Genomic DNA, 15,288 nt, shown 5'->3' on the forward strand with positions numbered 1-15,288 from the left:
AGAGGACGGCTCAAGCGGAAGCGGCGCCGTACGCCCGCCCCGGAGCCCGACGGGGCCCGAGGAGTTCTCTAGCGCGAGCCGTTCCAGTGGGAGCCTGCTCGCACTCCTGGAGGGCTCTGAAATGTCACCTCTCACCCGCGCCCGGACCCTCTTCTCGGTCGACGCCACGCGTGTCCTCCACCGGTTCGGCGCCGACCACGCGGACAGGCCGCTGCTGGTGCCGCCGGAGCCGCTGGAGTATCCCGGCTACGGCACCCCGGAGCTGACCGGCGGGCAGCTGCGCGAGCTGGGCCACCGCATGGCGCACGCGCTGCGTGCGCGGGGCGTCGGGGTCAACACCCGCGTCCTGATCGTCAAACGCGAACACCCGGACTATCTGCTCTACCTCTACGCGTGCATCGCGGCGGGCGCGATCCCCGTGAGCGTCAACGCGGCCACCGGCTGGCCGTACACGGCGGCCGTGGCGCGGCTGGCCGGGGTGCGGTACGTGCTCACCGACACGGAGACGCTCGCCGCCCCCGGCGCCGAGGAGGAGCTGGGCCCCATGCTGGACGACGGGGTGGCGGTGCTGCGCGTGGGCCACGGGGGCGGAGCCGCCGAGCCCGCCGTCCGTACGGCCGCGAAGTGGTGCGCGGAGCACCCGGCCGTCACCGACTTCGTCGACGCCGTCACGCGGGCCCCCGCCACGGCCCCGCCGCGCCGCCGCACCGGGCACGACACCCCGCTCGGCCTCTTCCACACCTCGGGCACCACGGGCGTGCCGAAGCTGTGCATCTGGAGCCGCCGGAACACGCACCGGATCTGGCAGCTGATGATCCCGACGCTGCCGCTGGGCGCGGGCTCGCGGGCGCTGCTGGCGGTGCCCTTCTCGCACCAGATCGCGTTCGCGCTGGCCACCGGCATGATGCTGTGCGGGGCCCGCGTCTCCACGACCTCGCTCTACGACCCGCACGCCGCGCTGGCCGCCATCGCGCGGGACCGGATCTCGCACGTGATGGCGTTCCCGCACCTCTACATGCGGATGGCGGCCGAGGACCTGGACGCCTACGACCTCAGCTCGATGCGGGTGTGGAGCGTCGGCGCCGACAAGGCGCACGCCCCGCACATCGCCCGGCTGACGGGCTACGGCAGCGTGAAGCTCCCCGGCAGGCCCAGGGGTTCCGTCTTCCTGGACTCCTACGGCTCGACCGAGATCGGCGCGGGCGGCATCCTCCAGGTGTGGCTGCCGGGCTCGGCGCCCGAGCCGTGCGTGCAGGGCAAACCGATGCCGACGCAGTACGGGCTGCGCATCGTCGACGAGCACTGGCGGGACGTGCCGCGCGGGCGTACGGGCCGGATCCTGGTCCGCTCCAGCTCCAGCTTCGACGGCTACTGGGACAACCACACCCGCTGGGCCGAGTCCCGGATCGACGGCTGGTGGTGGGGCGGCGACGTGGGCCGGATCGACGCGCGGGGCCGCCTGGTCTTCCTGGACCGCGAGGCCGACTCGGTGCACACGCCGGGAGGGATGCTGCGGACCCTGCCGTTCGAGGAGCGGCTGCTGACGCATCCCCGGGCCATGGAGGCGGCCGTCTTCCGGTCCGGCACGGACCCGGCGACGGGGCTGGGCCGCGCCGAGGCGTGGGTGGCGCCGCGCGGCGTGCTGGAGGAGGCCGACCTCGCCGCGTGGGAGCCCGGCGCGCGCGAGCGGCTGGAGCGCGAGCTGACGACGCTCGTGGACGACGCGCGGCTCGGCCCGCCGCTGAGCGCCGTGCGCGTGGTGCCGCTCTCCCGGATCCCGATGGGCGTGACGGGCAAGGTCCTCAAGCGGCGCCTGCGCGAACTGGCCGAGGGCGAGGGCGGCGAGCCGTCGTGAGGGAACCGACGGACCTCACCGAGCCGACCGAGCTGACCGTCGCGCTCGTCGGCGCCGGTCCGCGCGGGCTCTCCGTACTGGAGCGGCTCGCGGCCAACGCCGCGCTCTTCCCCGCGGGCCCGCGCCTGACGGTGCACCTCGTGGACCCGCACCCGCCGGGCGCCGGGCGGGTGTGGCGCACCGAGCAGCCCGCCGAGCTGCTGATGAACACGGTCGCCTCGCAGGTGACCGTGTTCACCGACGCCAGCGTCGAGCTGGTCGGCCCCGTCACGCCGGGCCCGAGCCTCTACGAATGGGCGCGGTTCCTGTCCCTGATGGGCCCGTTCGACGGGGTGCGGTACGGCGAGGAGGTGCTGGCCGAGGCCCGTACGCTCGGCCCCGACGCGTATCCGACGCGTGCCTTCTACGGGCACTACCTGGAGTGGGCGTTCCGCCGGGTGCACGACGGCGCTCCGGACCGGATGCGCTGCGTCGTGCACCGCGCGCGGGCCGTCGAGCTGACCGACGAGGACGTACCCGGCGAGGACGTACCCGGCGAGGGCATACCCGGCGAGAACGGGCCGCACGGCCTCCAGCGGCTGCGCCTGGAGAACGGCACCGAGCTCGCCGGGCTGCACGCGGTGGTCCTCGCGCAGGGCCATCTGCCGCTGCGCCGCACCCGCCGCCAGGAGGAGTACGCGCGCTTCGCCGCCGCGCGCGGCCTGCGCTACGTCGCGCCCGCGAACCCGGCGGACCTCGACCTGTCCCCCACCGTGCTGCCGCCGGAAGAGCCGGTCGCGCTGCTCGGCCTCGGGCTGAACTTCTTCGACCTGCTGTCGCTGCTGACGACCGGGCGCGGCGGCTCGTTCGTCCGCCGGGACGGGCGGCTGGTGTACGTACGCTCCGGCGCGGAGCCGCGACTGATCGCCGGTTCGCGGCGCGGCATCCCCTTCCACGCGCGCGGCGACAACCAGAAGGGCCCGCACGGCCGCCACGTACCGCTGGTGCTCACCGACGAGGTCATCGACCAACTGCGCGAACGCGCCCGCGCCGAGGCCGGTCTCGACTTCCGCGAGGCCCTGTGGCCGCTGATCGCCAAGGAGGTCGAGACGGTCTACTACGCGGCGCTGCTCCAGGCCGCCGACCGCCCAGCGGACGCGCGCCGGGTGCGCGCCGCCTACCCCGGGATCCGGCACCGCGGCAAGGCGCAGCTCGCGCTGCTGCGGGAGCTGGGCATCCCGCGCGAGGAGCGCTGGTCCTGGCAGCGGATCGCGACGCCCTACGCGGGCCGCCGCTTCGGCTCGCCCGGCGAGTTCCGGACCTGGCTGCTGGAGCATCTGCGCCGGGACGTGGCGGCGGCGCGCGGCGGGAACGTCGACGACGCGGTCAAGGCGGCCCTCGACGTGCTGCGCGACCTGCGCAACGAGGTGCGGCAGCTGGTCGAGCACGGCGGCCTGACGGGCCCCTCGCACCGCGAGCACCTGGACGGCTGGTACACGCCGCTCAACGCCTATCTGTCCATCGGGCCGCCCGCGCGGCGCATCGAGGAGGCCATCGCGCTGCTGGAGGCGGGCGTCCTGGAGGTGCTCGGCCCCGGCACCCGGGCCCGTACGGACGAGGAGTCGGGCCGCTTCGTCGTCGAGTCGGCCGAGATCCCGGGGGCCCGAGCGGAGACCCGCGCGCTGATCGAGGCCCGGCTGCCCGGCATCGACCTGCGGCACACCGCCGACCCGCTGCTGACACGGCTGCTGGTGCGCGGCGAGTGCCGTACGCACGTGCTGAACGGGCCGCACGGCAGCTACGAGACGGGCGGCGTCGCGGTCACCCCGCGCCCGTACCGCATGCTCGACGCGGAGGGCCGCGCGCATCCGCGCCGCTTCGTCTTCGGCGTGCCCACCGAGTCCGTGCACTGGGCGACGGCGGCGGGCATCCGGCCCGGCGTGAACTCCGTGACCCTGTGCGACGCCGACGCCCTCGCGCGCGCGGTCCTCGCCTTCTCCGGCGAACGCCCGGAGGGGAACGGGACCCCGGCGGACGAATCCCCCGCTTTCCCGTTTGCAGTTGCCAGGCACACGCATACGTCCCTACGTTGAGACGCGTCGTGTCCGATGAGCGCTGTGCGTACGGGGGTTGAACGACGAATGGCTTGGGACGAGTGGGAACAGCTGAAGGCGTCCTCCGCGGCGGACCAGGGATCGCCGCACATGCAACTGAACGGCACGCCTGACGGCGACGGCCCGCGCGGGGGATATCCCTCGGCCGCCAAGAGCGGGCCGAACCTCGTGGTGAACAACGACTCGCTGGGCGCGCTCGGCAACATGGCCTACGAGCTGCGCGAGCGCATCCGCGTCGACTCCGACCACGCGCGGCCCGCGACGTTCGACGCCTCCATCGAGCTCTTCAACGACGGCCTGGACATGGGCTCCGCGCTCACGGAGCTGCACGACGCGTGGAGCACCAAGACGACCACGCTCAAGGACGCCTGCGGCCGGATCTCCAACCACCTGGACTACACCAAGGCCAAGCACGCCAAGGACGAGGTCCACGTCCAGGGCGAGATGTCGTCCATCGCGAAGCTCGACAAGTGGATGAAGAAGGACTGAGGTACGGCGATGGGGGCTAAGGCCGACATGCTGACGGTGCGCGAGCTGCGCGACCTGCGGCTGGGCAAGCTGAACACGGCGGTCACCGACTGGCGCGAGATGGTCCGCAGACTCCGCTCCATCGCCGACCCCGCCGACTTCGAGGGCGGCGGCGCGGGCGGTGGCGGCGGTGGCGGCGGCGGCAAGGGGAAGGGCGCCGTGTCCGCCGCCGGGCTCAGCACCGCGGCGGGCAAGGCCGAATGGGACGGCGAGAACGCCGCCGTCACCAAGGAGTTCGTGTCCAAGACCGCGGTCGAGATGTCCGAGATGACGGCGGAGGCGTCGGACGTCCTGGGCATCCTGGAGTCCGCGCACCGGCGGTTCACCAAGCACAAGGAAGACCTCGAAACCGTCATCGACGACGTCAAGAAGCAGCACATCCACATCAACGCGCAGGGCACGGCCCTGGAGGCGGACGGCACGGCCAAGGCCGACAAGCCGACGCAGGAGCAGATCGACGCCGCGGCGAAGCGGATCGAGCGGGTGCTGTGGGAGGCGGCGGAGTCGGACCGGATCGCGGCCCGCGAGCTGCGTGCGATAGCGAAGCGGAAACACGACTTCAGCGGCCTGAACGCGGACAGCCTCAAGGCCGCCGACGCGCGGCAGGGCGAGGAGGACGCCGCGTACTGGACGAAGAAGCTCCACGACCTCGGCAACCACCCCGAGAAGCTCACCGAGCCGCAGCTCAAGAAGTTCAACGAGGCGCTCCGCAACCAGCGCGACAACCCCGCCTTCACCACCACCTTCACCCAGCTCATGGGCGGCGAGGGCACCCTCCAGTTCTGGCGCTCGCTCGCCGACCCCGGCAAGGGCGACACCCCCACGGGCGCCCGCGCCGAGCTGCTGGGCCACGTCCAGGACAACCTGAGCATGACCCTGGCCAACGCCACCCGCCAGCAGACGCCGGGCATGCAGGCGTGGGAGGACGACATCATCAAGGCCGGCAGCAAGGACTTCGGCCACCCCGGCATCATGTCCAAGGTCATGGGCTTCCAGGTCATGAGCAACCTGATGGGCAAGGGCAAGTTCGACAAGGGCTTCCTGGACCGCTACGGCGACGCGATGCTCAAGTACGAACGGGGCAAGGGCAAGGGCCCCGAGGCCTGGGGCCTGATGGGCATGGGCACCGACCTGGACCACTCCAACGACAAGTCCCGCGGCAACGACCCCATGACGGGCTACCTCAAGGCCCTCAGCCACAACCCCGACGCGTCGACGGCGGTCTTCAACGACGCCGACAAGGCGGACTACCTCCTCAAGGAACGCGCCTACTACGACGAGGACAAACTCGACTCCGACGGCGCCCCCGCCGACCAGAAGCTCCTCTCCCGCGAGGCCCTCGGCGACGCCCTCTTCGCCGCGGGCAGCGGCATGAACCCGGACGACCCGACCGCCACCTACGTCGACCACCGCCCGGAGCACAAGGAGGTGCTCAACGGCGCCCTCTCCCGCCTGGCCGACAAGGGCGACGACATGCCCGCGGCCATCCGCGACGACATGGCCCGGCTGCTGGGCAACCATGGCGAGGACACCCACATGACGATGGGCGGGCTGGACAAGGAACGAGTGCTGGACCGGGACGATCTGCTGGCGGTCTCCAAGCAGATCTCCCGCGACCCGGACAGCTACCAGGTGCTCAACCAGTCCATGGACCGGGCCATGATGCAGGACATCAACGAGACCACGAAGGTCACCGAGGAGCAGGTTCCCGGTGACAGCCTCGACCGGTCGGGCCGCACGGTCGGCTTCCTGGAGCAGGCCCGGCGTGACGCCATCGGCGAGAAGACCGCCGCGGAACTCAAGGACGCGGGCTGGGGGGCGAAGGGGATGGGCGGCTATCTGGCGGTCGGCACAGCCGCCTCGTTCCTGCCCTGGGGCGGTGGCCACGTCGACCACGCGGCGTTCGCGGTCAGCAAGGCGCTCGTCGAGGACGAGACCGAACGGATCCAGAAGAACGAGTCCACCGAGCTCAAGGACATCGCCACGAGTCAGAACCATCGCTTGAGCGCCCTCAAGGACCATTGGTACGAGACCAACCGGGACTGGGCCATGGCCGATGGCGACTACTCGAAGGGGCACGGCGCGATGGCGAAGATCAACGCAGCGGCGCACGACGGCACGGACGACAACAAGCGGGAATCCGGGGACAAGTGAGACTCACACGACGGCTCCGCTGGACGGCACTCCCCCTCGCCGCCCTGGCCCTGCTCCTCCCGGCCGTCTCCGGGTGCGCGGGCCGGGAGTACGAGGTGCCGCGCAGCATCTGCGGGGTCAAGGTTTCCGAGGACGTGATCGACCCGCTGCTGGGAGACGGCGAGAAGCTGGAGCAGGAGCGGGAGCGGCGCGAGTTCAGGGATCGGCACTTCGTGCGGTGCAATGTGACCGTCGACGGCGGGGACGGGCTCTACATCACGCTCTACGAGTGGCCCAGCGTGGGCCGGAAGAGGTCCACCGAAGACCACCCCCGGTACATCAAGAATCCCCCCTTCTCCGGCTGGGCCGAGGTACGCGACGGCAAGAGCCTGGGTAACACCGCGTGCCGGACGGGCTCCAAGGACAGGTCGGATGCCCTGACGTTCGAGTTCACCCTCCACACCGTGAAGGGCGACAGCGCGGACGAGCGCCGCGCGGCCACCGAGCGCTTCGTCAAAGCCTGGCTCCCCGGCGAGAAGAAGAAGGAAGGCTGCACCCGGCGGTAGCGCGCGGCGGCGGGGCTAGATCGCCGGTTCCAGAGGTGGCGGCGCGGGGACCGATGTCGTGTGGCCCGCTCGCATGCGGGCGAAGTCGAGGACCTGGTCCGTGAGGATGTCGAGGCGGCGTGCGGTGCGGGGGTCCGTGCCGTAGCCCTCCCCGTCGCGGAGGTCGAAGGTCGCGTCGGCCCCCACCACCACGCCCATCGGCGCCGCCCAGGCCCGCAGGGCCTGGACCGAGGCGCGCATGCCCGCGAGGGCGGAGGCGCCGGCGACCTCGTTCCAGGCGACGGTGATGCAGCCGACGGCGCGCCCGTCGAGGTAGGCGGGGGTGTCGTGGGCCAGGTCCTCCGCGTGGTCGAGGACGTTCTTCATCAGCCCGGACATGCCGCCGTGGTACGTGGGGCTGGCCAGCAGTACGCCGTCGGCGGCGCGCAGCGTGGCCAGCAGCCTGCTCTCCTCGGCCGTGCGGATGCCGCCGTCCGGATCGTAGAGCGGGAGCACCAGGTCGCGGCCCGCGACGACCGTCACCTGGGCGCCCGCTCCCCGCGCGCGGGCCGCGCACGCGCGCAGTGCCTGGGCCGAGACCGAACCGGCCCGCAGTGAGCCGCCGAGGGCCGCGATGCGGATCATGTCTCGTCGCCTCCCGCCGTCGGCAGGACGAACGGGAAGCCGTGGCCGTCCAGTTCACGCGCCGAGTCCGTCACCGCGTCGCACACCGCCTCCAGGTCGGCCACGCTGTGCGCGCCGCCCGTGAAGAGCATGGGCAGGCTCAGCGTGTAGAAGCCTCGCTTGCGCAGCATGAGGGTGAGGAGGAAGAAGGCGATCGGGTTGGTCGCGGCCGCGAACTCCCGGTAGTCGGCGTAGCTCTCCTTCTCCAGGAAGGCGAAGGAGCCGATGAAGTCGCCGAAGCCGACGAGGCGCAGGGGGATGGCCGTCTCGGCGCGGAACGCCGACAGCCTGCGCTGGATCAGGGCGACCTTCGCCCGCGTCTCCTCGTAGTACGTCTCGCCCTGCTCGTGCAGCAGCTTGAGGCTGGCGTACGAGGCGCACAGCGACAGGTGGTTGCCCGCGTGCGTGGTCTGGACGCACGTCTTGCGGCCGATGTCGGTCAGCGGGAGGCCGCTGGTCTGCATGTGGTCGAGGAGTTCGGCGCGTCCGCCGACCGCGGAGAGCGGCAGGCCGAGGCCGGTGATGACCTTGCCGTAGCAGCACAGGTCGGCGGGGATGCCGAAGTGCCGGGCCGCGCCGCCGGGGCCGTAGCGGAAGCCCGTCAGCACCTCGTCGAGGATGAACGGGATCCGCAGCCCCCGGCAGGACTCGGCCACCGAGCGGATCAGCGGCACGGTGTGCTCCTCGTACGGGAACGACGAGGAGACGGCCTCGCCCAGGACGCAGGCGAGCTGGTCCTTGTGCCGCTCGATGAGCGCGAGGGCGCGGGCCGGGTCGTTGGGGAGGACCAAGAGGTCACGGGGGTCGGCCACGGGGATGCCCGTGAGGGCCGGGCGGCGCTCCACGCCGCCGTCCTCGGCTCCGCCGGGGAAGGGCGCGGCGGGGTGGCCGTGGTACCAGAAGGCCGTGTTGTGCATGCCGAGGTCGTGGACGCCGTGCAGGGCGCCCTCGAACTTGGCGACCATGCGCCGTCCGGTGTGCGCCCGCGCGATGCGGATCGCGGCGGCCGTGGCGTCCGTGCCGGAGTTGAGGAACGCGAACTTCTCGCAGTGCGGGACGAACTCCCTCAGCAACTCGACGAGCTTCGTCTCCACCGGATGGCAGTAGCCGTTCCCGGTGGTGGCGGCGAGCTGTTCGCGGACGAACTCGACGACCGGCTCGGGGCTGTGCCCGTGCAGGGCCTGGGCGCCGAAGCCGAGGTGGCAGTCGAGGTACTCGTTGCCGTCGGCGTCGGTCAGCCTGCTGCCGTGCGCGCCGGTGGCGACGAGCGGGAACTGCGGGGCGTGGAAGGGCCAGAAGACGTGGTTGCTGGCGTCCACCTCGCGGAGCCGGGCCGTCGCCGCGGAGGACTTCTCCTGCCGCTCGGACAGCTCGGTGAACAGCTCGATCAGCCACGGCTGGCCGAGCATCTCGGCTACCAGGCTCTCGACGGAGGCCGCGGAGGTGTCGGAGGTTGCGGATTTCACCGTTGTGGTCATGAGGGGTCTCCGGCGCGTGTGGCGGTGAAGACGCCGTAGCGCATGACGTTCCGCTCGTACGCCTGCTTCATCAGCGGGACGGAGTTCAGGAAGCGGAAGATGTCCATGCCCTTGGCGCGGATCAGCTTCCAGACCATGGAGGGGTTGCGGACCACGGGCTTGACGGCCTCGCTGGAGATCTTCCAGGTGTCCGCGACCTGCTCGGACCAGTCGGCGGTGCGGATGCCGGTGAGGCCGAGCTCTTCCACGAGGGTGCGGTAGTGGTCGAGGGGCAGCACGTGGGAGACCACGAAGTCGCGGTAGATACGGTCGAGGAGCCGGGCCTCGTCCTTGGCGAGCTTGTCGTCCCGCGCGCACCAGGTCGCGACCAGCAGCGTCCCGCCGGGCTTGAGCACCCGGGCGCACTCGGCGAGGAACTTCCGCTTGTCCGGCATCAGTTCGCAGCTCTCCAGGGCCCAGACGACGTCGAACGTGCCGTCCTCGTAATCCGTGGCCATGGCGTCCATCAGCCGGAAGGTGGTGCGGTCGGTCACTCCGGCCTCGGCGGCCTTCTCGCCGGCGCGGACGATCTGCTCGGAGCTGATCGTGATGCCGTCCACGGTGCAGCCGAGCTTGCCCGCGAGGTGCACGGAGGAGGCGCCGACGCCGCAGCCGACGTCGAGGACCCTGGCGCCCCCGGCGATCTCGGAGAGGCCGCCGAAGGCGAGCAGCTCCTCGATGAGCCGGACCTGTGCGGCGTGCCGTCCGGGGTCGGGCTCGCCCTCGGCCCAGTAGCCGTGGTGGATGTGCTCGCCCCACAGGTCCTCGTACAGCTCGATCAGCCCGTCGTAGTGATCCTTGATCGCGGCGTGCAGATCGGGCGTCGACCACTTGGGGGTCAGTGCGCTCGTCATCGTCGAAACCCTTCTTGTCCAGCGTCGGTTAGAAGCGCACCAGCGCCGATTCCATGGTCAGCCCGGGGCCGAAGGCCATCACCACGCCGTATTCGCCGGGTGCCGGGCGGCTGGTCCGGAGGATCTCGTCGAGGATCAGCAGGATGGTGCTGGACGAGCAGTTCCCGTACTCGCTCAGCACGGCGCGGGTCGGCGCGAGCTGCTCCTCCGTCAGGTGCAGCCGCTCCCCGACGAACTCGACGATCTTCGGGCCTCCGGGGTGGATCCCCCAGTGCTGGACGTCCTCCGCCCCGATCCCGAAGGGGGACAGCAGCCGCTTGACGAAGGGGTCGATGGTCTCGGCCAGGTAGAACGGCACGTAGGGCGAGAGCGTCATCCGGAACGCCGAGTCCTCGATGTGCCAGCTCATGGCGTGCGAGGTCTCGGGGTGCGTCTCGGTGTGCGTGGCCAGGACGACGGGGCCCGGCCCTCCGTCGTCGGCGCCGAGCAGCAGCATCGCGCCCGCGTCGCCGAACAGCGCGTTGACGACGGCCTGTTCGGAGCTGACCTCGGGCCGCAGGTGCACGGAGCACACCTCGGCCGTACCGACGAGGGAGAGGTCGCCGGGGCGGGCGGTGATGGAGTCGAGGCCCGACTTGAGCGCGTTGAACGCCGCGTAGCAGCCCATGTGGCCGATGAAGGTGCGCCGCAGGTCCTGCCGCAGCCCGAACTCCTTGGCGAGCAGCATCTCGGGCGTGGGGCCCGCGTAGCCGGTGCAGCTCGCGAGGACGAAGGAGCCGACGCGTTCCCGTTCGACGCCGTCCAGCACTCCGGCGACGGCCTCGCGGCCCATGCCGAGGACGTGCTCCTGCCAGGCCATCATGCGGGGCTTGATGGGCGGGAAGCCCTCGTCGTAGAGGTTGCGGGGGTCCCAGGCCATGTGGCGCTGACGGACCCCGCAGTTCGCGAAGACCTCTTTGAGCTTGGGGACCTCGGCGAAGTGCTTGGAGTAGTACTTCTCGTAGGCGTCATCCTGCGGGACGACGTTCTTGGGCGCCGCGGTGCGCAGCGCGTGGATCCGGGCGAGGCCCTTGCGGTCGCCGTTCTGCCGGTCGCTCATTCGACGCGCTCCTTGATCGCCTGGAGGAAGCCCTCCGTGATCTCCTCGCTCTGCTGCTTGGCGAACGGCTCGACCAGCGGCAGCACCACGGGCGCGATGTCGACGTCGGCCTCGGACCGGGTCTCGATCTCCAGCCGGGTGGTGCCGGGGGAGGTGCCGGGCTCGGTGCGGAAGGTGCCCCAGGAGCGGAAGTTGTCGGTGCCGCCCTCGTCCGCCGGGCCCCAGGTGATGTGCGCCGGGTCGGAGGTGTCGAAGCGGGAGCGGTAGTCGGGGGTGTGGCTGACGGCGCCGTTGGAGATGGTCGTCAGCACGTAGTGGTAGGTGCCGTCGGATTCGGCGGTGAGGCTCTCCACGCCGGGCATCAGCCGCCCGCAGCCGACGACGTCGGCCAGCAGCTTGTGTACGGCGTCCGGCTCGGCCTCGATCTCGATGGCGCGAGTGCTTGCGGAGCGTAGGGCAACCATGACGTCCTTCTCAGTCGGTGCTGCTGTGCTGCTTGGCCTTGACGGCGTGGCCGATGTAGCTGGCCGAGGTGTCGCCGGTCAGGGTGAAGGCGCCGAGCCCGCGCCGGGAGAGCAGGCCGCGCAGCAGGTGCGGCCAGGAGGCCGCGGGGGCCAGGCCGAAGGTCTCGGCGAGCCGCAGCCGGTGTCCCGCGAGCAGCGTGGCCAGCTCGGCGGGCTTGATGAACATCCGCCAGTTGTGGGTGCCGGGGCGGATGATCCGGGTGAGCTTCTCGGCGACGAGGATGAGCAGCAGATAGCTGCGCACGGTGCGGTTGATGGTGTCGAAGACGAGCACGCCGCCGGGCACCAGCAGCCGGTCGATCTCGGCGAGCGCCGCGGGCAGGTCGTGGAAGTGCTCCAGCACGTCGGAGGCGACGACGGCCTCGGCGCAGCCGTCGGGCAGCTCGGTGCCGTAGGCGGAGCCGACGCGGTAGGTGACCTCGACGCCGGTGGCGGCGGCGTGCCGCCGCGCGGTGGCCACGGTGTCGGCCGACAGGTCGACGCCGGTCACGGAGTAGCCCCGCGAGGCCATGTTCTCCGCGACCAGGCCGCCGCCGCAGCCCAGGTCCACGATCCGGATGCGGGAGGCGGGCACGCCGGGGAAACGGTCGCGCAGCACCCGGTGGAAGTAGCCGGTGCGGGCCGGGTTCATCTCGTGCAGCGCCCGCAGCTGGCCCTCGGGGTTCCACCAGTCGTCGCCGACCTCGTCGTAGTACTCGTTGTCGATCCGCGCCCCGGTACGCGCGTCCGTCCGCGAGGTGCTCATCACACCCACCTCGGCGTCTCGACGGGGCTGATGCCGAGCGTGGCCTTGCCGATGAACTCGCGCGCCATGTCGTTGGTGAACGGCAGCAGCGGACCGGCCTTCACGTCCCGCCAGATCTGCCCGATCCGGGAGCCCTCGCGGATGCCGGAGCCGCCGATGACCTCGAAGGCGGTCGCGACGACGTGCTCGGCCTCGTTGGTGATGAAGTACTTCGGCACGCAGGTGTCCGCGACGAAGGCGGGCAGGTCCTCGCCCGGGTCCAGGTGGTGGCGCGCGTACTCGGTCAGCAGCGCCTCCATGGTCGCGAGCGAGGAGCGCATGCGGGCCACGGCGAACTGGATGCCGGGCAGCCGCGCGAGGTCGCTCACGGCGGTGGTCGAGCGCCCGCGCGTCCGCTCGATCGCGAGCTCGTACGCGCGCTCGGCCAGGCCCAGGAAGACCGCGGCGAAGCAGTAGTGGCCCCACTGCTGGCGGGCCATCACGAACAGCGGCGTGAGCCCGTCGGGGAAGACGGAGTCCTCCGCGGGCACGCTCAGCCCGCTCAGCCGCAGCGAGTGCGAGCCGGTCAGCGGCAGCGCGAAGCCGCTCCAGGGCGCGACGACCTCGACGCCGCAGCCCTCGCCCGTCGGCTTCTCGATGAAGAACGCGGCGAGGTTGAAGGGCGGCTCCAGATGGTCGTCGTCCAGCCCGGCCGTGACGACCAGGTGCGTGGCGGCGTCGAAGCCGGTCGCGAAGTGCTTGGTGCCGTCCAGCACGAAGCCGTCGGGTACGCGGCGCGCGGTGGTCGAGGGCCGCACCCAGTTGCCGCCCGAGCCCTCGTCGGTGAACGGGCCGACGACGAACGCGCCCTCGTCCCGTACGGCCGTGAACATCCGCTCCCGTACGGCGGCCGACAGGTCGCCGCGCATCGAGCCGGTCAGCACGGCGTGGATGGCGAGGGTGAAGGCGGTGGAGCCGCAGCCGCCCGCGATGATCCGCAGCAGCCTGGTGTTCTCCTCCAGCGTGGCCTCGAAGCCGCCCATGTCGCGCGGCACGTTGACGGCGGCGATGCCGGAGTCGACGAGGTCGCGGATGTTCTCGGCGGCGAACTCCCCCGCGTCGTACCGCTCGGCGGCCCGCTTCTCGAAGCGCTCGGCCAGCTCGCGCGCCGTGGCCTCCAGCCGTTCCCACTCCTGAGCGCGACTGTCTGTCATCTCTCAGCCCTCCCAACGGGGTTCGGCGAACACCGGCACGCCCAGCGCGTGTTTGCCCGCCCACTCGGCGGTGACGTCGGAGTTCGGCGGCACCAGCAGGCCCGCGACGACGTCCCGGTACGCGCGCTGCAGCGGGCTGTCCGACAGCAGCGCCGAACCGCCCTGCACCTGCATCGCGAGCGTGACCACCTCGTGCGCGAGGCGGCACACGCCGTTCTTCATGACGCTCATCTCGATGTAGTGGCCGAGCGGGTCGGCCGCCGTCGCGCGCTCGTGGTCGGCGCGTACGGCCGAGTAGAGGTGCGCCGAGGCGGCCTCCAGCTTCGTCTTCATCTCGGCCACCCGGAACTGCACGCCGGGCAGGTGCGCGACCGTACGGTCCAGCACGTGCAGCGTCCGTTCGCGCTGCGTGGCCACGACGCGGTCCAGCGCGCCGCGCGCGATCCCCAGGAAGACGGAGGCGAAGCTGCACCAGGCCCAGTGCACGCCGCGCATGAACATCAGCGGCAGCGTGCCCGGCTCGCCCACCATCCGGTGCTCCTCGACGAACAGCTCGTCGACGGAGAGGGAGTGGCTGCCGGTGGCCCGCATGCCCGCCGCGTCCCACGGCGCGGTCACGGTCACGCCGGACTCCGGCTTGGGCACCAGGAACCCGGCGGGCTGCGGCAGCCCCCGGTCGTCGGTCAGCGCAGCGGAGAGGAAGAGCAGGTCGGCGGCGGGGAACCCGGTGAAGAAGCCCTTGCGCCCGTTGAGCACGTAGCCGCCCTCGACGGGCCGCGCCTTGGTGGTCGGATGCCACCAGTTGCCGCCGACGCCGGGCTCGCTGAAGCCGCCCGCGATGACGGCGCCGTCCCGCACGATCGCCTCGTACGCCCATCCGGCGCTGTCGCTGCTGATGCCGGCGATCATGGCGATGCCGTGCACATGCATGTTGACCGCGAACGCGGTGTTGGAGCAGGCGCCCGCGAGGATCTCCTGCGCGCGGCACAGCTCTTCGAGGCTCGCGCCGCCGCCCCCGTACGCGGCGGGCACGGTCATGGCCGTGTAGCCGGACTCGACGAGGTCGGTGATGTTCTCGTGCGGGAAGGAGCCGTCGCGGTCGTGGGCCGCGGCCCGCTCGGCGAAGGTCTCGGCGAGCTGCCGCGCCAGATCGACGTACCGCGTGTCGGCAGTGGTGGCGGTGGTCATCGGACCCCCTCGCGTACGGACTCGGCGACCGACTGCTCGTCGGGAGCCACGGTCACCAGGTACTGGATCAGGCTGCCGAGCGTGTCGCCGTCGGCCTGGGTCGCGCCGCTCATCCAGAACGTGAAGTCCACATCGCCGATCTCCGCCCGGATCCGGTCGAAGAACTCCGCGAGCTGGACGGAGTCCAGGGCGATGTCGCCGGTGAGCGTGCACTCGTCGGTGACCGTCATCGCCGCCGCCTCCGGCCGCACGACCGTGACCAGGTCGATGAGCAGAGTCCGCAGGGCTTCCGCCCGTTCGTCCCGCACGTCCACGTCCACTCCCTAGGGC

14 protein-coding genes are annotated in these 15,288 nt (G+C 71.7%); 5 read left to right on the forward strand and 9 right to left on the reverse strand.

Annotated elements, in window-relative coordinates:
* Positions 1-121: 121 nt before the first annotated feature.
* From ACGF3A_RS19070 to ACGF3A_RS19090, 5 genes are read left to right on the forward strand one after another with little or no spacing between them, the layout of a single operon-like run.
* A complete protein-coding gene (locus ACGF3A_RS19070; RefSeq protein WP_393731223.1) occupies positions 122-1,855 on the forward strand; it encodes a class I adenylate-forming enzyme family protein in 1,734 nt (577 codons plus the stop codon).
* Entirely contained in the window at positions 1,852-3,927 is a 2,076-nt protein-coding gene (locus tag ACGF3A_RS19075; protein WP_393731225.1) for an FAD/NAD(P)-binding protein, read from the forward strand. The genes ACGF3A_RS19070 and ACGF3A_RS19075 overlap by 4 nt, the downstream gene beginning before the upstream one ends.
* A gap of 48 nt (positions 3,928-3,975) precedes the next feature.
* Positions 3,976-4,437, forward strand: a complete 462-nt coding sequence (locus ACGF3A_RS19080; RefSeq protein ID WP_393731227.1) for a hypothetical protein — start codon at positions 3,976-3,978, stop codon at positions 4,435-4,437.
* Between the two features lie 9 nt (positions 4,438-4,446).
* On the forward strand, positions 4,447-6,630 hold the full coding sequence (locus ACGF3A_RS19085; protein WP_393731229.1) for a hypothetical protein: 2,184 nt from the start codon (positions 4,447-4,449) through the stop codon (positions 6,628-6,630).
* On the forward strand, positions 6,627-7,175 hold the full coding sequence (locus tag ACGF3A_RS19090; protein ID WP_393731230.1) for a hypothetical protein: 549 nt from the start codon (positions 6,627-6,629) through the stop codon (positions 7,173-7,175). Before ACGF3A_RS19085 ends, ACGF3A_RS19090 begins: the two co-directional genes overlap by 4 nt.
* A gap of 15 nt (positions 7,176-7,190) precedes the next feature.
* On the opposite strand, the gene ACGF3A_RS19095 is transcribed toward ACGF3A_RS19090, so the two are convergent.
* Genes ACGF3A_RS19095 through ACGF3A_RS19135 form a run of 9 tightly spaced genes read right to left on the reverse strand, consistent with a single transcriptional unit; the run spans position 7,191 to position 15,272 of the window.
* Positions 7,191-7,799: an NADPH-dependent FMN reductase gene (locus tag ACGF3A_RS19095; RefSeq protein WP_393731232.1), complete on the reverse strand. Its 609-nt coding sequence runs from the start codon at positions 7,797-7,799 to the stop codon at positions 7,191-7,193.
* Positions 7,796-9,316, reverse strand: a complete 1,521-nt coding sequence (locus tag ACGF3A_RS19100; RefSeq protein ID WP_393731234.1) for an aminotransferase class III-fold pyridoxal phosphate-dependent enzyme — start codon at positions 9,314-9,316, stop codon at positions 7,796-7,798. The genes ACGF3A_RS19095 and ACGF3A_RS19100 overlap by 4 nt, the downstream gene beginning before the upstream one ends.
* Entirely contained in the window at positions 9,313-10,209 is an 897-nt protein-coding gene (locus tag ACGF3A_RS19105; protein WP_393731236.1) for a methyltransferase domain-containing protein, read from the reverse strand. The genes ACGF3A_RS19100 and ACGF3A_RS19105 overlap by 4 nt, the downstream gene beginning before the upstream one ends.
* 28 nt (positions 10,210-10,237) lie before the next feature.
* Positions 10,238-11,308: a type III polyketide synthase gene (locus ACGF3A_RS19110; RefSeq protein ID WP_393731238.1), complete on the reverse strand. Its 1,071-nt coding sequence runs from the start codon at positions 11,306-11,308 to the stop codon at positions 10,238-10,240.
* On the reverse strand, positions 11,305-11,772 hold the full coding sequence (locus tag ACGF3A_RS19115) for an SRPBCC family protein (protein WP_393731240.1): 468 nt from the start codon (positions 11,770-11,772) through the stop codon (positions 11,305-11,307). Before ACGF3A_RS19115 ends, ACGF3A_RS19110 begins: the two co-directional genes overlap by 4 nt.
* A gap of 10 nt (positions 11,773-11,782) precedes the next feature.
* Positions 11,783-12,577 (reverse strand): bifunctional 2-polyprenyl-6-hydroxyphenol methylase/3-demethylubiquinol 3-O-methyltransferase UbiG, encoded by a 795-nt coding sequence (ubiG, locus tag ACGF3A_RS19120; protein WP_393731242.1) that lies wholly within the window; start codon positions 12,575-12,577, stop codon positions 11,783-11,785.
* Entirely contained in the window at positions 12,577-13,770 is a 1,194-nt protein-coding gene (locus tag ACGF3A_RS19125) for an acyl-CoA dehydrogenase family protein (protein ID WP_393731244.1), read from the reverse strand. The genes ubiG and ACGF3A_RS19125 overlap by 1 nt, the downstream gene beginning before the upstream one ends.
* A 3-nt stretch (positions 13,771-13,773) precedes the next feature.
* Entirely contained in the window at positions 13,774-14,958 is a 1,185-nt protein-coding gene (locus ACGF3A_RS19130) for an acyl-CoA dehydrogenase family protein (RefSeq protein WP_393731246.1), read from the reverse strand.
* Positions 14,955-15,272, reverse strand: a complete 318-nt coding sequence (locus ACGF3A_RS19135) for a hypothetical protein (protein ID WP_393731248.1) — start codon at positions 15,270-15,272, stop codon at positions 14,955-14,957. Before ACGF3A_RS19135 ends, ACGF3A_RS19130 begins: the two co-directional genes overlap by 4 nt.
* Between the last annotated feature and the right edge of the window lie 16 nt (positions 15,273-15,288).

The organism is Streptomyces sp. NPDC048172, assembly GCF_043202595.1.
Classification (GTDB): domain Bacteria; phylum Actinomycetota; class Actinomycetes; order Streptomycetales; family Streptomycetaceae; genus Streptomyces.